This is a genomic window from Microbispora bryophytorum, from assembly GCF_006874465.1.
Lineage (GTDB): Bacteria > Actinomycetota > Actinomycetes > Streptosporangiales > Streptosporangiaceae > Microbispora > Microbispora bryophytorum.
On record NZ_VIRL01000021.1, the window covers coordinates 49,225 to 70,648 of the forward strand.

General features: G+C 72.3%; 19 protein-coding genes. 7 read left to right on the top strand and 12 right to left on the bottom strand.

All coding sequences use genetic code 11. The features are described 5' to 3' along the window. Positions 1 to 32 precede the first annotated feature (32 nt). The 4 genes from FLX07_RS29475 (at position 33) to FLX07_RS29490 (ending at position 3,355) form a co-directional block, all read left to right on the top strand. Positions 33 to 1,238, top strand: coding sequence for a L,D-transpeptidase (locus tag FLX07_RS29475; protein WP_229689941.1), 1,206 nt, complete (start codon positions 33 to 35; stop codon positions 1,236 to 1,238). A gap of 46 nt (positions 1,239 to 1,284) precedes the next feature. Then, on the top strand, positions 1,285 to 1,716 hold the full coding sequence (locus FLX07_RS29480; RefSeq protein WP_142574957.1) for a VOC family protein: 432 nt from the start codon (positions 1,285 to 1,287) through the stop codon (positions 1,714 to 1,716). A gap of 112 nt (positions 1,717 to 1,828) precedes the next feature. Next, the gene (locus FLX07_RS29485; RefSeq protein WP_142574958.1) at positions 1,829 to 2,260 is read left to right on the top strand and encodes an NfeD family protein; all 432 of its coding nucleotides are present in this window, start codon (positions 1,829 to 1,831) and stop codon (positions 2,258 to 2,260) included. A gap of 3 nt (positions 2,261 to 2,263) precedes the next feature. Next, the gene (locus FLX07_RS29490) at positions 2,264 to 3,355 is read left to right on the top strand and encodes an SPFH domain-containing protein (RefSeq protein ID WP_142574959.1); all 1,092 of its coding nucleotides are present in this window, start codon (positions 2,264 to 2,266) and stop codon (positions 3,353 to 3,355) included. 7 nt (positions 3,356 to 3,362) lie between these two features. Here the strand turns inward: FLX07_RS29490 and FLX07_RS29495 are convergent, their stop codons facing one another. After that, positions 3,363 to 4,742 (bottom strand): FAD-dependent monooxygenase, encoded by a 1,380-nt coding sequence (locus tag FLX07_RS29495; RefSeq protein WP_142574960.1) that lies wholly within the window; start codon positions 4,740 to 4,742, stop codon positions 3,363 to 3,365. Between the two features lie 248 nt (positions 4,743 to 4,990). On the opposite strand from FLX07_RS29495, the gene FLX07_RS29500 reads away from it, so the two are divergent. Then, on the top strand, positions 4,991 to 6,442 hold the full coding sequence (locus FLX07_RS29500) for an MFS transporter (RefSeq protein ID WP_229689942.1): 1,452 nt from the start codon (positions 4,991 to 4,993) through the stop codon (positions 6,440 to 6,442). Positions 6,443 to 6,578: 136 nt separating this feature from the next. Beyond that, entirely contained in the window at positions 6,579 to 7,046 is a 468-nt protein-coding gene (locus tag FLX07_RS29505) for a DoxX family protein (protein ID WP_223854278.1), read from the top strand. Between the two features lie 44 nt (positions 7,047 to 7,090). On the opposite strand, the gene FLX07_RS29510 is transcribed toward FLX07_RS29505, so the two are convergent. From FLX07_RS29510 to FLX07_RS29550, 9 genes are read right to left on the bottom strand one after another with little or no spacing between them, the layout of a single operon-like run. After that, positions 7,091 to 8,773: a YfjP family GTPase gene (locus tag FLX07_RS29510; RefSeq protein WP_142574961.1), complete on the bottom strand. Its 1,683-nt coding sequence runs from the start codon at positions 8,771 to 8,773 to the stop codon at positions 7,091 to 7,093. Then, a complete protein-coding gene (locus tag FLX07_RS29515; protein ID WP_142574962.1) occupies positions 8,770 to 10,497 on the bottom strand; it encodes a P-loop NTPase family protein in 1,728 nt (575 codons plus the stop codon). Before FLX07_RS29515 ends, FLX07_RS29510 begins: the two co-directional genes overlap by 4 nt. 48 nt (positions 10,498 to 10,545) lie before the next feature. Beyond that, on the bottom strand, positions 10,546 to 11,097 hold the full coding sequence (locus FLX07_RS29520; RefSeq protein WP_142574963.1) for a hypothetical protein: 552 nt from the start codon (positions 11,095 to 11,097) through the stop codon (positions 10,546 to 10,548). Positions 11,098 to 11,102: 5 nt separating this feature from the next. After that, positions 11,103 to 12,719: a sensor histidine kinase gene (locus FLX07_RS29525; protein WP_142574964.1), complete on the bottom strand. Its 1,617-nt coding sequence runs from the start codon at positions 12,717 to 12,719 to the stop codon at positions 11,103 to 11,105. Then, positions 12,694 to 13,380 (bottom strand): response regulator transcription factor, encoded by a 687-nt coding sequence (locus tag FLX07_RS29530; protein ID WP_208762455.1) that lies wholly within the window; start codon positions 13,378 to 13,380, stop codon positions 12,694 to 12,696. The genes FLX07_RS29525 and FLX07_RS29530 overlap by 26 nt, the downstream gene beginning before the upstream one ends. Next, positions 13,380 to 14,003: a hypothetical protein gene (locus tag FLX07_RS37205; RefSeq protein ID WP_189105081.1), complete on the bottom strand. Its 624-nt coding sequence runs from the start codon at positions 14,001 to 14,003 to the stop codon at positions 13,380 to 13,382. Before FLX07_RS37205 ends, FLX07_RS29530 begins: the two co-directional genes overlap by 1 nt. Before the next feature lie 28 nt (positions 14,004 to 14,031). Then, positions 14,032 to 15,318, bottom strand: coding sequence for an ABC transporter permease (locus FLX07_RS29540; protein ID WP_142574966.1), 1,287 nt, complete (start codon positions 15,316 to 15,318; stop codon positions 14,032 to 14,034). After that, positions 15,315 to 16,070, bottom strand: coding sequence for an ABC transporter ATP-binding protein (locus FLX07_RS29545; protein ID WP_142574967.1), 756 nt, complete (start codon positions 16,068 to 16,070; stop codon positions 15,315 to 15,317). The genes FLX07_RS29540 and FLX07_RS29545 overlap by 4 nt, the downstream gene beginning before the upstream one ends. Continuing rightward, positions 16,067 to 17,218 carry an efflux RND transporter periplasmic adaptor subunit gene (locus FLX07_RS29550; protein WP_142574968.1) on the bottom strand — a complete coding sequence of 384 codons (1,152 nt, stop codon included), beginning with the start codon at positions 17,216 to 17,218 and terminating at the stop codon, positions 16,067 to 16,069. The genes FLX07_RS29545 and FLX07_RS29550 overlap by 4 nt, the downstream gene beginning before the upstream one ends. 144 nt (positions 17,219 to 17,362) lie before the next feature. Between FLX07_RS29550 and FLX07_RS29555 the strand changes: the two genes are divergently transcribed. After that, positions 17,363 to 19,372: an efflux RND transporter periplasmic adaptor subunit gene (locus FLX07_RS29555; RefSeq protein ID WP_142574969.1), complete on the top strand. Its 2,010-nt coding sequence runs from the start codon at positions 17,363 to 17,365 to the stop codon at positions 19,370 to 19,372. A gap of 28 nt (positions 19,373 to 19,400) precedes the next feature. Here FLX07_RS29555 and FLX07_RS29560 read toward each other — a convergent pair whose 3' ends face one another. Together FLX07_RS29560 and FLX07_RS29565 are read right to left on the bottom strand one after the other, a co-directional pair. Continuing rightward, a complete protein-coding gene (locus FLX07_RS29560) occupies positions 19,401 to 19,979 on the bottom strand; it encodes a PIN domain-containing protein (protein ID WP_142574970.1) in 579 nt (192 codons plus the stop codon). Next, positions 19,976 to 21,073 carry a helix-turn-helix domain-containing protein gene (locus FLX07_RS29565; protein WP_142574971.1) on the bottom strand — a complete coding sequence of 366 codons (1,098 nt, stop codon included), beginning with the start codon at positions 21,071 to 21,073 and terminating at the stop codon, positions 19,976 to 19,978. The genes FLX07_RS29560 and FLX07_RS29565 overlap by 4 nt, the downstream gene beginning before the upstream one ends. Positions 21,074 to 21,424 lie beyond the last annotated feature (351 nt).

Genomic DNA, 21,424 nt, shown 5'->3' on the forward strand with positions numbered 1-21,424 from the left:
TCTGTCGTCACCCATCGCTATCTTTGGTGCCCGTGACGCCACGCACCCCGCCTCCCGCCGCCCGCACCCTGCTCGCCGGGCTGCTCGCCGGGCTGCTCGCGGTGCTGCTCGTGGCCTGTTCCGCGCTCGTCGCGGGCTGCGCCGTACGCGTGCCGCCCGCGCCGCGCATCACGATCACCCCGGCCTCCGGCGCGGTGGCGGTCGCGCCCGAGGCGGGGTTGGTCGTCAGGGCGGAGGGCGGCAGGCTGACCAGTGTGCTGGCGTTCGCGGGACGCGACCCGGTGCCCGGCGCCTTCGATCCGGCGCACACCGTGTGGCGGTCGTCGTGGACGCTGCGCCCCGGCACGCAGTATGTCGTCAACGCGGTCGCGACCGGGTCCCAGAGCGTCACCGCCCAGGTCGCGGCCCGGTTCCACACGCTCACCCCGCACCATGAGCTCGCCGTCGCCTCGGTCGTCCCGTCCGACGGGGAGACCGTCGGGATCGGCATGCCGATCGTCGTGACGTTCACCAGACCGGTCGAGGACCGCGCGGCGGTCGAGCGCGCGCTGGAGGTCCGAGGCCCGGCCGAGGGCGCGTGGCACTGGGCGAGCTCCACCCAGGTCGTCTACCGGCCGCGGAAGTGGTGGCCGACCGGCGGCGAGGTGCGCGTCACCGCCCATCTCGCCGGCGTCCGCGCCGCCCCCGGCACGTACGGCGCCGCCGACCGGAGCGTGGCCTTCACCGTGGGACGGGCCATGATCAGCTCGGTCGACGCCCGCACCCACCAGATGGTGGTGCGGCAGGACGGCAGGGTGGTCCAGCGCATGCCGATCAGCGCCGGCATGGCGACCACCAGGGAATACACGACCACGAGCGGAATCCACCTGACGATGGACAGGGGCAACCCGGTCCGCATGGTCTCGCCCGGCCGCGACAAGGGCGACCCCGGCTACTACGACAAACTCATCGACTACGCCGTGCGGATCTCCAACAGCGGCGAGTACGTCCACGCGCTGGACAACGTGTGGGCGCAGGGCCGCGTCAACGTCAGCCACGGCTGCGTGAACGTCGGCCCCGACCAGGCGCGGTGGTTCTACGAGCATGCGCTGCGCGGCGATCCCGTCATCGTCACCGGCACCACGCGCGACCTGGAATGGAACAACGGCTGGGGCTACTGGCAGCTCTCCTGGCCCCGCTGGCTGGCCGGCAGCGCCCTCCGGCAGGACGGCGCCGAGACCCCTTCCACCGCCTCTTGACAGAGACGGTGGCGTTCGAGTCAGCGTCCTGCATTACGGTCGAGGCATGGCAGTAGCAATCGATCTGACCCTTTACTGCGAGAACGCGCGGCTCCTCGCCGAGTTCTGGAAGACGGCGCTCGGCTACGTCGACGAGATCCCGGCGGCCCGGCACGCGACCAGTGAGGAGTCGCTCGCGCGGTTCGGCCTGCCGGCCGGCGGCGCCGAGGACGACGGAGCCTGCCTCTGCGACCCCGAGGGGGCCGGCCCCCGGTTCTCCATCGTCCGGGTCCCCGAGCGGAAGACGGCGGAAAACCGGCTCCACATCGACGTGCGCGTGCCGGGAGACGGCACGGCCGCCGACCGGTGGGAGCGGATCAGGACGGAGGCCGCCCGGCTGGTGCGGGCCGGCGGCACGATCCTGGAGGCGTTCGACGACCACATCCTGATGGCCGACCCCGAGGGCAACGAGTTCCGCGTCACCGCTTCCCCTGGGTGAGGCCCCGGGTTCCCTGAGTAAGGCCCTGCCTCTGGGACAACGCGACCTAACGCGTTAGGTTTGAGGAGGAACCCCACCCGAGCGGTGTTCGTTCCTCGCTATGGAGGCGGCAATGGACCCCTGGATCATTTGGCTCATCCTGGCGGCGGCACTGGGCGTGGCAGAGATCTTCACGCTGACCGCTTCATTGGGGCTGCTGTCCATCGCGGCCCTGCTCACGACCGCCGTCGCAGCCGTCGGACTGCCGCCCGCGCTCCAGCTCGCCGTGTTCGTCATCGCCTCCGCCGCCGGCCTCGCCGGGGTGCGCCCGATCGCGCTCCGGCACATCAAGCAGCCGCCGCCGAAACGCTTCGGCGTGTCCGCCCTCGTCGGCAAGTCCGCCTACGTGACCAGGGAGGTCACCGGCAGGGAAGGCCGGGTGCAGATCGGCAGCGAGGAGTGGTCGGCACGTGCCTACGACGAGACGCTCGTGATCCCGCCGGGGGCCACGGTCGATGTCATAGAGATCGAGGGCGCCACCGCCCTCGTATATCCCCGGGAGTGAGCAATGGACGCTGCACTGATCGCCGGAATCGTCATCGCGTTCGTCGCGATCCTGACGGTGCTGCGAGCGGTCCGGATCGTGCCCCAGGCGAGAGCCGGCAACGTCGAGCGTCTGGGCAGGTACTACCGCACGCTTGGCCCCGGCCTGAACTTCGTCATCCCCTACATCGACCGGGTCCGCCCGCTGCTGGACCTGCGCGAGCAGGTGGTGTCGTTCAAACCCCAGCCGGTCATCACCGAGGACAACCTCGTCGTGGACATCGACACGGTGCTGTATTTCCAGGTCACCGATCCCCGGGCGGCGGAGTACGAGATCGCCAACTTCATCCAGGGTGTCGAGCAGCTCACCGTGACGACGCTGCGCAACGTGGTCGGCGGCATGGACCTGGAGAAGACGCTCACCTCTCGTGACATGATCAACAGCCAGCTGCGCGGCGTGCTGGACGAGGCGACCGGCAAGTGGGGCATCCGGGTCAACCGGGTCGAGATCAAGGCGATCGACCCGCCGAAGACCATCAAGGACGCCATGGAGAAGCAGATGCGCGCCGAGCGGGACAAGCGCGCGGCGATCCTCACGGCCGAGGGCCAGCGGCAGTCGCAGATCCTCACGGCCGAAGGTGACAAGCAGAGCGCGATCCTGCGGGCCGAGGGCGAGCGGACCTCCCAGATCCTCAAGGCCCAGGGTCAGTCGCAGGCGATCGACGAGGTGTTCCAGGCCGTGCACCGCAACGACCCCGACCCCAAGCTGCTCGCCTACCAGTACCTCCAGGTGCTGCCCCAGCTCGCCCAGGGTCAGGGCAACACGATGTGGGTGATCCCGAGCGAGGTCACCTCGGCGCTCGGCACGCTGTCGAAGGCGTTCACCGAATCGCTGCCCGCGAGCCGGGCCACCGTGACGGACGGCAGGGAGCACGAGCGGAGGACGGCGCGCGACGAGGCGGTCGCCGAGGCCGAGCGCGCCGCCGCCGAGGCCAAGGCGGCGGCCGAGGACAGCGAGCTGGGACCGCGCCAGATCGAAGCCTCCCGCCCCGTCCTCGGTGCGGACGTCCCCAACCCCGACCCGGCCCACGCCGTGCGCCCAGACGAGCGGCCGTAGCCCGGCGTCAGACCATGGCCAGGTAGGCGGCGAGCTCCTCCACCGAGGAGGTGGAGATCCCGACGTGGCCGTCCGGCCGTACGAGGGTGTGCCGCTCGCCGCCGTACGGCCCGGCCGGCGCGTACGCCCGCACCTCGGGACCGCCGGGGACGCGCGGAGCGGGGTCGGGGGACAGCAGGGTGAAGTGCGGGCCCCGCAGCAGGTCGAACATGCGGGCCCGCGTCCCGTCCGCCAGCGGCAGCGGGCCGTCCGGCACCCGGTCGCCGCCGCGCCGGGCGAGCGAGCCGCCCCGGTAGCTCAGCGAGAGCTGGTAGGTGTCCTCGCCACGTTTGTAGGACTTCCTGTCGGCGAGATCCACGCTGAGGCCGAGCACCCCGGCGGCGACGGGCCTGCGCTCCTCCTCGTAGGTGTCGAGCAGCGCCTCCGGCGCCCCCGCGAGCACCCGGGCGAGCTTCCAGCCCAGGTTGTAGGCGTCCTGGACGCCGGTGTTGAGCCCCTGCCCGCCCGCCGGCGGGTGCACGTGGGCGGCGTCCCCGGCCAGGAAGACCCGGCCGGACCGGTAGCGGTCGGCGAGGCGGATGTTCACCCGGTAGAGGGAGGACCAGAGCAGCTCGGTCAGGCGCACCCGGGGCAGCATGGACCTCTCAGCGAGAATCCGCTGATATCCGGACAACGTCTGCTCCGGTGTGACCCCCGGCTTCAGCGAGGCGAGCATCTGGAAGGTGTCGGTGCCGGCCATCGGATAGAGCGCCACCATTCCCCTGCCCGGCCGCACCCAGACGTGGATGTGGTCCCGGTCGAGCCCCTCGGCCCGTACGTCGCCGAGGGCCATCCGCTCCTCCTCGCGGGTCTCGCCGGCGAAGCCGATGCCGAGGGCCTTGCGCACCTGGCTCCTGCCGCCGTCCGCCGCGACCAGGTAACGCGCCCGCAGGCTCTGTCCCGTGCCGAGCCTGGCGGTCACCCCGTCCGCGTCCTGCTCGAAGCCGGTCAGCGCGCTGCTCTGCTCCACCTTCCCGCCCAGCCCGGCCAGGCGCTCGCGCAGCACCGCCTCGGTGCGCCACTGCGGATGCATCAGCACCGTCGGGTACGGCACCGCGTCCGTGGCCGCGGCGGTCCTGTGCATGCGGGCCTGCCAGATCGGCACGGCACCGATCCTGACCCGCAGCGGCGGGTAGGGCGTCGCCGCCGCCAGGATCGGGCCGATCACCCCGAGGTCGTCGAAGACCTCCTGCGAACGCGGTTGCAGGCCCTTGCCCTTGGAGCCGGCCGCGGGCTCGGGCGCCTGGTCGACGATGCGGAAGGGGACGCCCCGGCGGGCCAGGTCCACGGCGAGGGTGAGCCCGGTCGGCCCGGCCCCGGCGATCAGTACGTCCGTGTTCTCATGCATGCCCCGACCGTGACAGGCCGCTCTGCCAAACCTCTGTCAGGCGCCTGTCATGCCCCGCGGCGGCGATCGCCTCCCAAATCCCCGTGACGACTGTCATCGCGATAAGTGAGCGGTGACCTGACGGGTACCCGATCAGGGGGACCACTGCTGCTGGACACGTGAGGGGAAGGCTGTGACCTGGTGTGTGGGCATCTCCGTGAAGGGTGGGCGGCTCCCCGCCGCTTCGCCGGGGCGAGGTGCGCGCACCGGTGCCTGACCGGTCGAGCGGCGGGGTCCCCGCGGACGGGACGCCCGGCAGGCACGGGCAGATGGGTGCCGACCCCCGCCGCTGGAAGGCGCTGACCGTCTGCCTGATCGCCGGTTTCGTCACATGGTTGGACATCAGCATCGTCAACGTGGCGCTGCCCTCCATCCGCGTCGCGCTGGACGCCCCGCCGAGCGCCCTGCAGTGGGTGGTGTCGGGATACGCGTTCGCCTTCGGGCTGCTGCTGGTGCCCGCCGGGCGATTCGGCGACACGCACGGCCGGCGCAACGTGTTTCTCTTCGGCGCGGCCCTGTTCACCCTGGCCAGCGCCGCCGCCGGAGCCGCCCCCGAGTCGAGTTGGCTGATCACGGCGCGGGTCGTGCAGGGGGCGGCCGCGGGAGTGATCGCTCCGCAGGTCACCGGCCTGATCCAACAGCTGTTCCAGGGGGCGGAGCGCGGCCGGGCGTTCGGCCTGCTGGGTGCCACGATGAGCATCTCCACCGCGGTCGGCCCGTTGCTCGGCGGCCTGCTCATCCAGTTCAGCGGTCAGCGCGAGGGGTGGCGCCACGTCCTGCACGTCAGCATTCCGATCAGCCTGATCGCCATGATCTTGGCGTACCGGTACATCCCCGGGCGGCCGGCCGGGAAGCGGCAGCGGGAAAGCATGGATCCTGTGGGAGTGCTGCTCCTGGCCGCCGGCGTCCTGCTGCTGATCCTTCCGCTCGTGGAGGGACGCGCATGGCCGGGACAGGGCAAGTGGCTGCTGATACTGGCCGGGGCCGTCGTGCTCACCGGCTTCGTGGGCTGGGAGCACTGGTACGGCAAGCGCCACGACCCGATCGTCGATCTTTCCTTGTTCCGCCGGGGCTCGTACGCCCTCGGAACCTTGCTCGCGCTGCTCTACTTCGGCGGATTCACCGCGATCTTCTTCATCATCACCCAGTACCTCCAGGAGGGCTTGCACTATTCCGCTCTGCGGGCGGGCTGGGTGAGCGCGGCATTCGCGCTGGGATCGGCGCTCAGCGCCGCCCTGGGCGGCCGGGTCGTCGTCCGGTTCGGCCGCCCGCTGGTCGTGTTCGGGCTGGTGCTGGTCACACTCGGACTGGGCGCCACCGAACCCGCCACGCGACTGGTCTCCGGCCAGAACGCGGCCTGGGCGATCGCGGCGCCGTTGTTCGTCGCCGGGGTGGGCAACGGCCTGATCGTCTCGCCCAACCAGACGCTGACCCTGTCGGCGGTGCCCGTCGCCGAGGCCGGGGTCGCCGGCGGCATGTTGCAGATGGGACAGCGCATCGGTGCCTCCGTCGGTATCGCGGCGGTGGGCTCGGCTCATGGCATCTATGCGGCGTCGTTCCAGCAAGCGCTGCTGGTCAACATCATGTTCGTGCTGGCCGCCCTGGCCGCCGGGGTCGCCGACGTGTTCGTCGAGCGTCGCGCCGTCCGGCGGCCCGGATGAAGCATGTGGGCCGGGCGGCCGAGGACGTGAATTACCGAACGGACCGTTGACCGGACAGGGATTGTCCGCCTATCCGACTGGTCCATAGCGTCGTGAATATGTCGTCTCGTCGCTCGACGGTCCGCCGTGGACGTCCATGATGGGTAGCCAGGCGTTGGATGAACAGCCGACTCTGATCGAGAGGGCACGGCGGATCGCGCTGCTGCTCGCCCGCATCGGCCTGGGCACCGTCTTCATCGCGAACGGATGGGAGAAGTTCGCGATGTCGGGCATCGGCGGCACGGCCGCGTTTTTCGCATCGCAGGGCGTGCCTGTTCCCTGGGTGTCGGCCGTGGTGATCGCGACCTTGGAGCTGGCCGGAGGCGTGGCACTGGTGCTCGGGCTGCTGCTGCCGGTGGTCGGTACGCTGCTCACGCTCGACATGCTGGGAGCGATCGTCTTCGTCCACGGCAGCAAGGGCTTCTTCATCGCCGACGACGGCGTCGAGTTCGTCCTGAGCCTCGCGGCGGCCAGCCTCGCCATCGCCTTCAGCGGAGGAGGCGCCCTCGCCGCCGACAACCTGTGGCAGGGCCGCAGGGCGAAGGCCGTGGAACACAGGTCGTGATGACGCCCGCATGACGCTGCCGAGCTTGATCACGCCAGGTCGTGTCAGGCACTCCCCAGGGCGCGGGTGACGCGGTCGGCGAACCTGGCGTAGCGGGCGAGTTCGTCCCTGGTGGGCGCGATGATCAGCTCCCCGGCGACCTCTTCGATGCCGGCGCGCGACGCCTTGACGGCTCTGCGCGCCCTGCGCCGCCCGCCGATCCAGGCGAACACCCGGCACAGCGCGGCGATCAGCACTCCCGCCAGCGCGCCGCCCAGCAGGAGCACGGTCGGCCACGGCGCCCGGCCGACCGTGGGGGTGGGCAACTCGGGCAGCATGAGGTAGTTCAGCGCGAAGCGCACGAGCAGCCAGATCGCGCCCGCGGCCATCGCCGCGACGGTCAGCCACTGCGCGGTCCCCGCCACGCGCCACCACCGAGGGGCTTTGGAGACGCCGCCGGAGGTGGCCGCGGCGACAGTGCGGTCCAGGGCGTCGGTCAGCTCCCCCGACCGCGACCGCGCCGCGTGCCGTACGGCGGTCGCCCACGGCTCGGGCACCGAGGCCGAGGCGGCGGCTCCGACGTCGCGCAGGGCGGTGTCGACGGCCGAGACCTGCACGGCGGTGGCCGCGGGCAGCGAGGAGCGGGCGCCCTTGGCCAGGTGGAGACGGCGCAGCGGATCGGGCCGCAGCCTGCGCAGCCAGCGCGTCACCGGCCAGCCCGTCGCGGCGATCGAGCGGTGCCGGTGCGACTTCGCGACCGCCTCGACCGCGGCAGGCACCCCGGCCGCCTGTGCCAGCGCCCGCGTCAGCGCCCTGTTCGCGGCGACCTCCGGCACCGCCACCTGCCCCGGCGCGGGCGGTGCGGTGACCGGCAGGCTCTCCCGGGTCCGAGCGTCCGGAGGGCGAGCGTCCGGGAGCAGGGTGTCCGGGGGGCGGGCGTCCGGGGGGCGGGTGTCGGCCCAGAGCGCGGCGGCGGCCGAGGCCACGTCGGCGGCGAGCCGCGACGACCACGCGCGGCGGCGGGAGACCTGACGGTCGAGCAGCGCCCGCAGTTCGGGGACGCCCTCGCCGGTGCGGGCGGAGATCCCGAGCACCGGCACCCCTTCGAGCCCGCCGGCCGCCAGCAGGCCGCGCAGGTCGTCGAGGCAGCGCTTGACGGACCGCTCCGGCAGCCGGTCCACCTGGTTGAGCACGACGACCATGACGTCCCGGTGCCGGGCGAGCGGGCGCAGGTAGCGCTCGTGCACGGCCGCGTCGGCGTACTTCTGCGGGTCGAGCACCCAGACCAGCAGGTCGACCGCGGCGACCAGACGGTCGACCTCCCGGCGGTGGGGCAGTTCGATGGAGTCGTGGTCGGGCAGGTCCAGCAGGATCAGCCCGGACGCGTCGCCCTCGACCGTGTGCCGCAACGGGACGTCGAGCCAGTCGAGCAGCGGTCCAGAGCCGCCGGCGCCCCACAGGGCCGCCTGCGCCTTGGCGGTCGTCGGCCGGGTCACCCCCACTGCCGCCAGCTCGGTCCCGGACAGGGCGTTGAACAGCGACGACTTGCCGCTCCCCGTCGCCCCGGCGAGGGCGACCGCAGTGTGCTCCACCGACAGGCCGCGCCGTGCGCCGGCCCGGGCGACCACGGCTCGGGCGTGGTCCACGGCCTCCTGGCCGAGCCGGCCCTCCGCCAGGTCCGCGGCCTCCGCGAGCGCCTCCAGCCGGTCGTCCAGCGGCACCTCCGCCTTCCTGCGCGGGAGCTTCACAGGACGCCCCTCTCCCGTACGGCCTTGTCGGCCTCCCGCAGCCGGGCCGCCGTCTCCGGAGCCGGGCCCAGCCCCTCCAGCAGGGAGGTGAAGCGGGCGCGTTCCTCGTCGAGCAGCGCGCGGACGCGCCGCCGCAGGTCCTCACGCGCGTCCTGCGTCAGCGCGCGTACGGCCTGGTCGCCGAAGACGGCTTCGAGCAGCTTCTGGCTGAGCACGCCGGTGCCGCCGGCGATGCCCAGCTCGATGCCGGTGATCCCGCCGGTCGTGGAGAACACCGCCAGCATGATCAGCACGCCGAGGCTGTTCACGCCGAACGACGCCGCCCGCGCGAGCGTGCGCCGGTCGGCGCCCTCGGAGCGGACGAGGTCGAGCACGTGCCCCTGCCAGGCGCGTACGGCCACGCCTGCCCGGGCGGGCAGATCGGCGGACGCGCGGCCGAGCCGCCCGGAGACGGCGACGCCGGACTTCTCCAGCAGGTCGCGCCCGGCGGGCAGGGCCAGCCACGCCTCGACGGCACGCTCCGCGGCGGCGTCGGCGGTGGCGCGGATCAGCGACTCCACCCCGCTCTCCAGCGCGACCCGCAGCTCCCTGTCGGGCGCCGGGCGGCCGCGGAGGGCGGCGGCGAGGCGGTCGCGCAGCCAGCCGATGCGGGACTCCAGGGCCCGCATGAGGTCGCCGGTGCCGACGAAGTCCTGCCAGCGGGCCAGCACCTCGCCGCGCAGCAGCCTGCCGTCGCGCATCCCCTCGTCGAACGCCGACATCGCCACGTCGTACGCCCTGCCCGCGATGTCGCGCAGCTCGTCGATCCCCGCCCGCTGGCGCTCCACCCGGTCGGCCAGGTCGGGCACCCGGGTGCCGAGGCTGTCCAGGGCGCCGGACAGGGTGCGCCGTACGACCTCGGCCCGCGCCTTGGCGTCCACGGACAGGTCGGCGAGCCAGGTCGCGATCGGCTGCACGACGTGGCCGGGCAGCCGGGCGCGCTCCGACGGCAGCTCGAGCTCGGGGACGGCGAACAGCGGTGTGCCGCCCAGGCCGTTCTCCCTCAGGAGGCGGGTCAGGTCGGCGGCCACGGGTCCGCGTGCCTCGTCCGGGACCCTCTGCAGGATCACCGCGAGGGCCGTGCTCCGCTCCCGGGCCAGGCGCAGGAAACTCCACGGCACCTCGTCGGCGTACCGCGCGGCGGTCGTGACGAACAGCCACAGGTCGGCCGCGGCGAGCAGCTGCGCGGCCAGCTCGCGGTTGGCCGTGACGATTGAGTCGATGTCGGGGGCGTCGAGCAGCGCCAGCCCGGGCGGCAGGGCGTCCACGGGGGCGATCCGCAGGGTGCCGGGCTCGCCGCGTCCCCCGCCGGCCGCCCCGCCGGTCACCCTCGCCAGCCCGGGCAGGATCGTGGTGGAGGTGAACCAGGCGGTGTCGTCCGGGCTGCACACCAGGGTCGGCGCGAGCGTGGTGGGCCGCAGCACCCCGGGCTCGGTCACGAGCATGCCGGCCAGCGAGTTGACCAGGGTGGACTTGCCGGCCCCGGTGGACCCGCCGACCACGGCGAGCAGCGGCGCGTCGATGGCCGACAGGCGGGGCAGCAGGTAGTCGTCGAGCTGCCCGCGCAGCTCCGCCAGGACGCGCCGGTCGGCCGCGGCGTCCCCGACCTCCAGGGGGAACAGGTCCTGATCGAGGTGACGCCGCAGGCTCTCCAGAGCGGACCGCAACCTGTCGCTCCCCGCCATGCTTCCGACCTTCCCTGAGGAAGGCCGACGAATCCGCCGCCCCGGCCCTCAGGCGGCGGGAGTGGGCGCGGAATTCGGCGCGGGCAGCAGCACCTTGCACTTGTCGTACGCCTTGGCCGCCTTCGGGTCCGCCGTCGGGGGATCGCGGCGCACCCGCCCGTCCGCGGGCAGCTCGGCGCCGTTGTCCTTCATGCAGGTGCGGAACGCCTGCATGGCCTGCGGATCGGCGCCGCGCCGGCCGCCGAACCCGCCCCTGCCGCCTTGCGGCATCAGGGAGCGGCACGCCTCGAACGCCTTGCTCATGGCGGGGTCCATCGACCGGAACCCGCCGAAGCCTCCGCTCGGTCTGGCCGTCGGTCGTGCTGTCGGCCTGTCCGTCGGCCTGCCGCCGGGCCTTCCCCAAGGCCGCCCGCTCGGCAGCGTGACGCCGTTCTTGCGCAGGCACTCGGTGAACGCGGCCTGGGGCCCGGCGCTCGAACCGCCGCCGGCGGCGGCCTGCGTCGTGGTCGTGGTCGTGGCGGCGGTGTCGTCACCCCCGCCGCAGCCGGTCACCGTGACCGCCAGGACCGCCGCGGCGGCCGCGATGGACAGGTATCGCAAGTGGATCACCCTAGCCTTTCGTCGGGAGCCTCTTGCCGAGGAGCCCCTCGTCGAGGGACCTCCGGTCGAGGAGGGCATACGGGGAGGCGGACGCGGAAGACCGCGCCGCGGCCGGGCTCGCTGTCGGCCGTGATGGTGCCGCCGTGGGCCTGGACGAGAGCGGCGGCGATGGACAGCCCGAGCCCCGTGCCGCCGGAGTCCGACCGGCTGCGCGAGGGATCGGCGCGGTAGAACCTCTCGAAGACGCGCTCGGCGTCGCCGGGGGACAGACCGGGCCCGTCGTCGGCCACCTCGATCAGGGCCTGCGATCCGGACACGATCCCCACGCCGACGCGGAACGCGGTGCCCGCGGGAGTGTGCCGCAAGGCGTTGCTGACGAGGTTGCCGACGACCTGGCGCAGCCGCGCCTCGTCGCCGAGCACCCGCACCGGCGCGTCCGAGTCGTCCAGCCGCAGCAGGTCGATCTCCCGGTCCGGCGCGAGGGTCTGCGCGTCGAGCACCGCCCCGGCCGCGAGGCTGAGCACGTCGACCGGGCGGCGTTCGAGAGGGCGCTGCTGGTCGAGCCGGGCGAGCAGCAGCAGGTCGTCCACCAGCAGGCCCATCCGCACCGCCTGGTCCTCGATGCGGCGCAGCAACAGGACGGGATCCTGCGAACTCTGCTGCCGATACAGCTCGGCGAAGCCGCGGATCGAGGTGAGCGGGGTGCGCAGCTCGTGGGACGCGTCGGTCATGAAGCGGCGCATCCGCTCCTGCGACGCCTCCCGCTCCCGGAACGCCGTCTCGATCTGCGTGAGCATGCCGTTGATGGACCGGCCGAGACGGCCCATCTCCGTGCGCCGGTGCCGGAGCGGGACGCGCCGCGACAGGTCTCCGGCCGCGATCGCCTCCGCCGTCCGTTCGATCTCCCCCAGCGGGCGCAGGCTGCGCCGTACGAGCCAGTAGCAGGCGATCCCGAGCGCGACGAGCACCGCGAGGCCGACCCCGATGACGATCACCGCCAGCCGGGAGACCGTGCCGTCGATGTCGGCCAGGCTGATGGCCGCGACGCGGAAGCCGGCGCCGCCCTCCTCGCGTACGGCGATCGCCCGCCACAGCGCTCCCGAGGGGCCCTCGACCGTGAACAGCCACAGCCTGCGGTCCTGCCGCGGCCTGGGCAGCGCGGGCAGCGGATCGGCGTTCGGCGGCTCCTGTACGGTGCGGACGACACCGCCGTCGCGGTCGAGCAGGACGATGTAGAACGAGCCGAACTGGCGCGGCGGCCGGGACAGGTTGCCCGTGGCCTGCAACGGAGGCTGCGGCTCCACCGGGCGCCGGCCGACGGCCATCAGCTGCCCGTCGACCCGGTCCACCAGATAACCCCGCAGGAGTTGCACGGCGAAGCCGCCGGTCAGCGCGATCGCGAGCGTCACGAGCAGCAGCGTCCCCGCCACGAGCCGCAGCCAGAGCGGGCTCCTCGCCGCCCGGCGCCGCAGCTCGCGGACGCTCAGCAGGCGCAGCCCACCGACCGCGCGCGACAGCCGGGGCCACCGGCGGGCGCGGGTGGGCTCACCGGTCTTCGCACCGGCGTCGCGGGCCCGCCCGCCGGCGTGGAGCAGATCACTGACGCGGCGCACGAAGGACATAGCCCACGCCGCGGAGCGTGTGGATCAGCTTCGGCCCGGCCGTGTCGATCTTGCGCCGGAGGTAGGAGACGTACGACTCGACCACGTTGCGGTCGCCGCCGAAGTCATAGTGCCAGACATGGTCGAGAATCTGCGCCTTCGACACCACCCGGCCCTGATTGATCATGAAGTAGCGCAGCAGCTTGAACTCGGTGGGCGACAGCCGTACGGGAACGCCGTCCCGCCAGACCTGCCGGGAGTCCTCGTCGAGCTCCAGATCGGCGACGTGCAGCCGGGCGGGGACGGCGTCGCCGCCGCGCGTGCGCCGCAGCACGGCCCGGATCCGCGCGAGCACCTCCTCCAGGCTGAACGGCTTGGTGACGTAGTCGTCGCCGCAGCCGAGCCCGGTGATCTTGTCCTCGTTCGCGTCCCTGGCGGTGAGGAACAGCACGGGGATCCGCCGCCCGGAGGCGTGGAGCCGGTCGGAGACGGCGAAGCCGTCCAGATCCGGCAGCATGACATCGAGCACGATCAGATCGGGATGCACCTTGGCGGCGATCTGGACCGCCTCGCGGCCGGAGGACGCGGTGATCACCTCGAACCCGGCGTATCGGAGGCTCGCCGACAGCAACTCCCTGATGTCGGGCTCGTCGTCGACGACCAGCAGCCGGCCTTCCCTGATCACGATCCCGCCCTCCGGCCCATCGCCGAGCCCTCGGTGACCGACGTCGCCGCCACCTGCCCCTGGGCGTCGGCGGTCCCCGCGACGGTGACGAAGCTGCCCGGCTTGAGGTCGGAGATCTTCCCCTGCTTGGTGACCTGCACCTTGGTGCCGCCCGACGTCGTCACCGTGACCACGCCGCCGTTCACGGTCTGGACATAGATCTTGTCGCCGTCGACCAGCTTGACCGTGCCGAAGGTCGTGCCGCCGGGCCCTGCTCCCGCCCCCGCGCCCGCTCGTCTTCCCGCTCCGCCGCCCGCGCCCGCGAATCCGCCGCCCCCGCCCGCGCCTCGGGCGTACCCGCCCGCTCCTCCACCACCTGCTCCACCACCGGGGGCCTGACCGGCGCCGGCGTACGCACCGGCACCGGCCGCGCGGGACGGGAACCGGCCCGGCGTGGAGCCGCCCAGGAGCTTCTGCACCTGGATGCCGAGGAGCAGCCCGGCCACGAGCAGGACGCCTCCGGCCAGGGCGAGCGTCAGCTTCGACCCGCCCAGCCGAGCGGGACGCGCCGCCAGCACCTCCTGGAGGTCGTCGTCGAACGGCGAGGTCTCCAGAAGCTCCTCGGTGTCGTGCCTGCTCACATTCGTCTCCCTTCCATGGGCCCGGCCATCACTCGAAGCGCAGGGCTTCGATCGGCCGCAGCCCGGCGGCGCGGTTGGCGGGGTAGCTGCCGAAGAACAGGCCGATCGCGATCGAGACGCCGAGCGCCAGCGCGATCGACGTGGGGACGATCACCGGCTGCACGCCCGCGATCGTGAACTGGGCGCCGATCACGGCGATCAGCACGCCGATCAGGCCGCCGACGAGGCTGAGCATCGTCGCCTCGGCGAGGAACTGGCCCAGGATCGCGCCCTTGGGCGCGCCGATCGCCTTACGGATGCCGATCTCCCTGGTCCGCTCGGTGACCGTGACGAGCATGATGTTGGTGATGCCGATGCCGCCGACGAGCAGGCTGATCGCGGCCACCGCGCCGAGCAGGACCGTGAACGTCCCCGTCGCCGCGCTGACCGTCTCCTGCAGGGTCGCCTGGTTGAGGATGCGGTAGTCGGCGCCCGCCGCGTTGGTGATGCCGTGCCGCTGGTCGAGCACCTCGGTGACCTCGGTCTGCGCGGCGTCCACCGCCTCGGCGCTCTTGGCCTGGACGAGGATCTGTCCCAGCGGCCCGAATCCGGTCAGGCTCTGCTGCACGGCGGGCAGCGGGGCGATGGCCACGTCGTCGGCGTCCTGGAACCCGGACGAGCCGGCCTCCTTGAGCACCCCCACGACGGTGAACGGCACGCCCGACACGGTGATCTGCTTGCCGAGGGGATCGACCGTGCCGAACAGGTTCTCGGCCACCGTCTGACCGATCACCACCACCTTGCGCGCGGCGAGCACGTCGTCGTTGTAGAAGTAGGCGCCCTTGGCCACCGGCTTGTTGGACGCCTCGAAATAGCTGGGGTAGGTGCCCACGAGCTGGCTGATCGAGTAGCTGGCCCCTTCGTACGTCGCGGTCTGGGACTGCGCCGTCACGACCGGCGAGACGCTCTTGACCGAGGGGGCGTTCGCCGGGTCGGCCAGCGCCCGCGCGTCGTCGACGGTGAGGTTCTTGGCCTGGATGCGGGGGCCGCTGTTCTGCCGCCCGGCCTGGCCGCCGCCTCCCCTGCCGCCGGCGGCGCGGGCGAACCCGCCGCCCGGCCCGCCTCCGCCGCCCGCGGTGGACGGCGTGATGGTCAGCGAGTTGGCGCCGAGCCGCTGGATGTTCTGCTGGATCTGCTGGGAGGCTCCCTCGCCGATCGCGACCAGCAGGATCACCGCGGCGACGCCGATCAGGATGCCGAGCATGGTGAGCGCGCTGCGCATCTTGTTGGCGGCCAGGCCGCGCAGGGCGAAACGCAGGACCTCCGCGGCGTTCACGAGGCCACCTCCGCGAGCCGCGGGGGCAGTCCGCCGACCGGCGTGGTGCGCGCGTCCTCCACGATCCGGCCGTCCATGAGGCGGACGACCCGTTTGGCGTGTGCGGCGACCTCCTCCTCGTGCGTGATGACGACCAGGGTGCGGCCGCTCGCGCTGAGGCGGTCGAAGATGTTCATGACGTCCTCGCTGGACTTGCTGTCGAGAGCGCCCGTGGGCTCGTCGGCGAGCAGCAGGGTCGGCGCGGTGACGAGCGCGCGGGCCACCGCCACCCGCTGCTGCTGGCCGCCGGACAGCTCGTTGGGCTGGTGGTGGACGCGGTCGGCGAGCCCGACCCGGTCGAGCGCGGCCAGCGCCCTGCGGCGCCGCTCCGCGGCCTTGACCCCGCCGTACGCCAGGGGAAGCTCGACGTTGGCGACCGCGCTCATCCTGGGGATGAGGTTGAAGGACTGGAAGACGAAGCCGAGCTTGCGGTTGCGGACGATCGCGAGCCGCCGTTCGTCGAGCCCGCCGACGTCGGTGCCGTCGAGGTGGTAGGTCCCCCCGGACGGGATGTCGAGGCAGCCGACGATGTTCATCAGCGTGGACTTGCCGGAGCCGGAGGCGCCCATGATCGCCACGTAGTCGCCGCGCTCCACCCGGAGCGACACTCCGCGCAGCGCGTGCACCGCGGTCTCGCCCTCGCCGTACACCTTGGTGACGTGGCTCAGATCGAGCACGGGGGGGCCGAGCACCGGCGGCGGGCCGGCCCTCATCGGTTGCCTCCGCGGCCGCCGCCGCCTCCGCCGAAGCCGCGGCCGAAGCCGCCTCCGCCGCCGGGGAACTGGATGCCGCCTCCGCCGGTCGTCGACGCCTGGGGCCGCACCACCTGGTCGCCCTCCTGGAGTCCCGACTTGATCTCGGTGGTGATGTCGCCCTTCAGGCCGACCTCCACCCGCTTCACGACCTGCCTGCCGTTCTCCAGCACCGTCACCGTGGTCTGGCCGCCCGCCGTGGTGACCGCCGAGGACGCCACCGTGAGCACGTCGTCGGCCTTGCCCACGGTCACCTGGACCGTGGCCGTCTGGCCGAGCCGTACGGTGGACGGCACGCCGGTCAGCGAGATCGTCGCGGCGTACTGGACGACGTTGTTGTTCGTCTGCGGCTGCGGGTCGACCACCGTCACCTTGCCGGAGGCGGTGACTCCGGTGAGCGCGTCGAAGGACACGGTCGCCGCCTGACCGACCTTGATCCGGCTGACGTCCGCCTCCGTGAAGTTCCCCACGATCCGCAGGTGAGCGGGGTCCGCGATCTCGATGAAACCACCGGCCCCGCCGGTGCTACTCGAACCCGCGGACCCGCTCTGCGACTGCGCCTGGCCGCCCTTGGAGGACCCTCCGGATCCGCCGGACGCGCCCGAGGAGCCGCCCACGGCTCCGTTGACCGCCGTGACAACCCCGGCGAAGGGCGCCTTGATCACCGTGCCCGCCACCGCCCGTTCGGCCGATCGATAGGCGTTCCTCGCGCTGATGTACTGCGAGTAGCCCGAGGCGGTCGAGGTGTCGGCCTCCTCGGCGGCGTCGAGGCTCGCCTTGGCCGCCTCCAGGCTCTCCCGAGCGGCCGTGTCGTCGATGCGCGCGAGCACCTGACCCTTCTTGACCTTGTCACCGCTCTCGACCAGGACGGACTCGACGGTGCCGGCCGTACTGAAGTCGAGGGCGCGCGTCCTGGCGCTCTCGACGGAGCCGGAGGCCGAGACCGAGGCGAGCACGGTCCCGCGGGTCACCCGGGTCGTCAGCGGCGCGGCGCCGTCTCCGGAGGAGTCGCCTCCCACGGACGCCCAGGCCGCCGCGATCCCGCCCAGCAGCAGTACCACCAGGACACCGTTGATGATCAGCGTCCTGCGCTTCGTCGACAGCTTCACGACGTCGAACCATGGCAAACCCCGCTTCGGGCAACCTAGGCCGATGCTGAGGGTTTGCTGACAGTCCGCATCAGGAGGCGCATCCACAGACAACTCTCAGGTACGGCCAAGCCACCGGTCACGTGACGTCAGCAGGATGTCCGCATGAGATCGAGCACTCCACTCAGCGTCGGAGGGCTCGCGCTGGCGGGGATCGTCATCGCGAGCGTCGCCGTGATCTCCGCCACCGGCGGCGACACCTCCGTGGCCGACCGGATAGCGCTCGCCTCGGTCAAGCGGGGCACGGTCGCGTCGTACGTCTCGGCCGCCGGTAACACGATCGACACCGGCGTACGCGATCTCGCGTTCGGTGCGGAGGGCACGGTCGAGAAGGTCTACGTCAAGGTGGGCCAGAAGGTCCGGCGCGGCAAGGTCCTCGCCCAGATCGACGACACCATCGCCAAGGAGAACTACGAGGCCGCCAAGGCCGCCCTCGCCGCCGCGCAGGAGACCCTCGACGACGTCGAGAACGGCACCGCCGCCACGGGCGGAGCCGCCGCGCCGGGTGCGGGTGGTGCGGGTGGCGCGGGTGGCTCCGGGGCCGGCGCGTTCGGCGGCGGAACCGGCTCGGGAGGCGCGGGCGGGGCCAGGCCCCGGGGCGGCGGAACGGGTGGCGGAGCCGGAGCGGGAAACACGGGCAGAGCCGGAGCGGGATCGGGAGCGGGAAACGCGGGCGGCTCCGGGCCCGGATCGGGGAACGCGGGCGGAGCCGGATCGGGAAACACGGGCGGAACTGGAGCGGGAGCGGGGAACGCGGGCGGCTCCGGGTCCGGTACGTCCACCGGCGGTGGTGGCCCGGTCGCGTGTCCGACCCCTTCCGTCCGGCCTTCCGGGCAGGTGACCACACGCCCCTCCTCGCCGCCCTGGTCACAGTCTTCCGCGACCGCCCGGCCTTCGAGCCGGCCTGCCGCCGCCGCTGCGGCGGCGGCGGCGGACGAGGGCGCGAGCACGGCGAACACGAGCGCGAGCGCGGCGAGCATCGGCCTGGTGGCGTACCTGGGTGGTGACCACGGCGGCGCCGATCCCCAGCCCGGTCCGGCGCCCACGGCCACGCCACGCCCGCATCCGCACCCGAAACCGTCCAGGCCGCACCGTCCGGCCCGCCCCCACGGCGCGAGCGCGCCGAACCCCGAGGTGAGCGTCTCGATCCTGCCTACGGCGCCGTCGCGGCAGCCGTCCGCCACGCCGAGCCCCTCCGGCGGTTCCTCCTCCGCCTGCGCACCCGGGCAGGGCGGTCAAGGCCAGGGCGGCCAGGGACAGGGCTCGCAGGGACAGGGTGGTCAGGGGCAGGGCGGACAAGGACAGGGCGGTCAGGGGCAGGGCTCGCAGGGGCAGGGCGGCGGCGCGCACCGGCGCGCGGGCTTCGGCGGCGGCCAGACAGGGCAGAGCGGACAGGGCGCTCAGGCAGGGCAGGGCGGCCAGGGCGGCCAGGGTGGACAGCGCGGCCAGGGCGGCGGTGCCCGGCTCACCGAGGCACAGGCCGAGGCACAGGTCAGCCAGGCGACGAGCGAACTGGCCGAGGCCAAGGAGGCGCTCGCCGGCGTGAGGATCAAGGCTCCGGCGGACGGCACGGTCATGTCCGTCGCGGGGACCGTCGGCTCCCGCTATACCTCGGGGACCTTCATCACCCTCGGCGACCTCGACGACCTGCAGGTGCAGGCGATGTTCACCGAGTCGGACATACGCTTCCTCAAGGTCGGTCAGGCGGCCACCGTGACGCTGGCCACGCGACCGGGGCAGGAGTATCCGGGAACGGTCGCCCACATCGACCCGACCGCGACCACCAGCGACCGCCTGGTCCGTTACGGCGTGACGATCGTCCTGAACAGCCGCCCCGCCCGGCTGCTGCTGGGCCAGAGCGCCACCGTACGGGTGACGACCGGCCAGGCGGCCGACGCGCTCTACCTCCCCTCGCAGGCCGTACGCGCCCAGGGCGACGGCACGGCCGTGGTCACCGTGGCCGACGGCGGAACGCATTCGCCCCGCACGGTCAAGGTCGGCGTACGCGGCGACAGCTACGTGGAGATCACGGGCGGCCTCTCGGAAGGCGACCAGGTCGTCCTGCCCGGCGCCTCCACCGCCTTCCCCGACGAAGGCTTCCCCGCCGCCCGCTGAGAGTGAAGACTCGAGCTTGGCCCCCTGGTCACGGTGTTGTCTTCCACATCGGCACGCAGCGGCATGAGCCGATATTGCGACGAACAAAGGATCCGAACGTGGAGCCGGAACACGGTAAGCGCATTCCCGTGGCTCTCAGGGCATCAACGATGTTGCCGGCGGCCACGTCGTTGAGCTTGCCTTTGAAGCACGCACGGGCCAGGAGCCAGACAGTGCCGTGGACCTCCAGCCCGTGAGCCCTGCCCACCGCGACGGCTTCGCGGTCGTCGGTGATGGCGACCCCGTGAAACAGGTCGGCCGCCGCGAACACACTGGCCTCTCCCCAGTCGCGTTCCGAGCAGCCGATGCGCTGCGTCCATTTCGCGAAGCACCTGATCTCGTCGAACGAATCGAGTCGCGCCAGGCCAAGCCAATCTGTGTCCAGCACCGTCCTCAGCAGGGGGTGCTCCTGCACTCCGGCGCGCAGCTCCTCCCTGACCACATGAGTGGTCACGGAGGTGTCGCCCGCCAGAAGGTCGCGTAGCACGTCGAGACGTTCCGCACGGGCGAAATGGTTGAGGCACATGGCGTCGAACACGAAGACGCAGGCCGACTCAGCGCTGCTCAAAGGTCGAGGTCCGCATCGTCTCGCAGCGGGAGATCCGCTGCCACGATCTGACCTCGCATGAGTTCGACGGCGCGGGACGCCGTGATGAGCGACTTCTTGTAGCACTCCACCACCGCGTGGGCATAGCCGGGAGGCACCCGGATCGTTTCGAGATCGGGTTGCGGTGCCCAGCCGACCGCCTCCATCAGCTCCGCTCGGGTCGGATTCTTCCTGCGCATCTCTTTCGCGGCGCTGCCGTCGACGGCTCCGGCCTCTACGGCCTGCCGGACGGTCAACGACCACGAGGTCCGGAAACGCGCGGCGAGAATCACCAGGTCCTCTCGCCTCATCCTTCCGCCCGGACGACTGGTTGCGCGGAATGCTTCGGCCGGCAGAAGAAGCTCCGCGGCGAAGGCGTCGATCATCGCCTCTCTGTCGTCGCGCGATACGTGAACGCCTATGTCGGTGGAGTACTCGTCGCCGACGATGAGATGCCCCAGCTCGTGGGCCGCGGTCGCGCGGCGGCGCCCGGGATCGCCTCTCCTGCTCACGACCGCCACGGCGAGGTCGCCGTCGATCAGTGAAGCGCCCTCACCGGGCACTTCGACCACCGCGACGAGCTGCCCCAACCGTTCGCACACGCTCATGAGCGAGTCGATGGGCCCGGGCCCGAGGCCGAGGTGCTCCCTGACCCAGAGAGCCGCACGTCGAGCGCTCGGTGCGTCCTGAATCGCATCCGGATATCGCTCGATTCTCTGCGGGTGAAACTTCCCCATGCCGATGAGCTGCCGGATATCGGCCAGCCAGGTGGTAAGAGCAACTTCCAGATGGTAGGACTGCCGCGCCGCGTCGGTGAGCGTGTCGTCGGCCAGTTCCGTACGACGGGACACGACTTGCGGCGACGAGCTGAGGAAATAGGTCAGGGGCACCTTGAGCACCGAAGACAGCTTGGCGAGTTCGAGCGCGTCCACCCGACGCACTCCCCGTTCGATCTTGGCGACCATCGTCCGGTCGAGCCTCAGCGCCGCCGCCAACTGCTCCTGCGACATGTCCGCAGCCAAACGACATTCGCGTACGCGCTCGCCGATATCCGCCCACTCCTCAGGCTCTTTCATAGTGCGATATTCGCACACAGCCTCTCGCGATGCGAGGTGACGAAGCTGGTCCTAGGGAATCGTTATCCCAATTCACCTTTGTCCGGAGTGGCCGTTTCTCCAGGTCGTAGAGCTCCTGACCAATTCCTGCAGGATCAGGTGCGGGCCTCGGGGGCGAGGGGGAGGGTGACGCGGAAGGCGGCGCCGGCGCCGGGGGCCGTCTCCACGCCCACCTCGCCGCCGTGGGCCCGGACGAGGGACTCCACAGTTCGTGCGAGGCGTCGGCCACGAAGCGGCGCATGCGCGCCTCCGACTCCCTGGCCGCGGTCTCGGAGGCCGCCCGGGCCTGGAACGCCGCCTCGATCTGGGCGA

Excerpts from the sequence above, each read along its gene's own strand:
- FLX07_RS29490 (WP_142574959.1), top strand. The coding sequence starts at position 2,264 with ATGGACGCTGCACTGATCGCCGGAATCGTCATCGCGTTCGTCGCGATC.
- FLX07_RS29495 (WP_142574960.1), bottom strand. The coding sequence starts at position 4,742 with ATGCATGAGAACACGGACGTACTGATCGCCGGGGCCGGGCCGACCGGG.
- FLX07_RS29515 (WP_142574962.1), bottom strand. The coding sequence starts at position 10,497 with ATGGCGGGGAGCGACAGGTTGCGGTCCGCTCTGGAGAGCCTGCGGCGT.
- FLX07_RS29505 (WP_223854278.1), top strand. The coding sequence starts at position 6,579 with ATGATGGGTAGCCAGGCGTTGGATGAACAGCCGACTCTGATCGAGAGG.
- FLX07_RS29525 (WP_142574964.1), bottom strand. The coding sequence starts at position 12,719 with ATGTCCTTCGTGCGCCGCGTCAGTGATCTGCTCCACGCCGGCGGGCGG.
- FLX07_RS29565 (WP_142574971.1), bottom strand. The coding sequence starts at position 21,073 with ATGAAAGAGCCTGAGGAGTGGGCGGATATCGGCGAGCGCGTACGCGAA.
- FLX07_RS29545 (WP_142574967.1), bottom strand. The coding sequence starts at position 16,070 with ATGAGGGCCGGCCCGCCGCCGGTGCTCGGCCCCCCCGTGCTCGATCTG.
- FLX07_RS29485 (WP_142574958.1), top strand. The coding sequence starts at position 1,829 with ATGGACCCCTGGATCATTTGGCTCATCCTGGCGGCGGCACTGGGCGTG.
- FLX07_RS29555 (WP_142574969.1), top strand. The coding sequence starts at position 17,363 with ATGAGATCGAGCACTCCACTCAGCGTCGGAGGGCTCGCGCTGGCGGGG.
- FLX07_RS29480 (WP_142574957.1), top strand. The coding sequence starts at position 1,285 with ATGGCAGTAGCAATCGATCTGACCCTTTACTGCGAGAACGCGCGGCTC.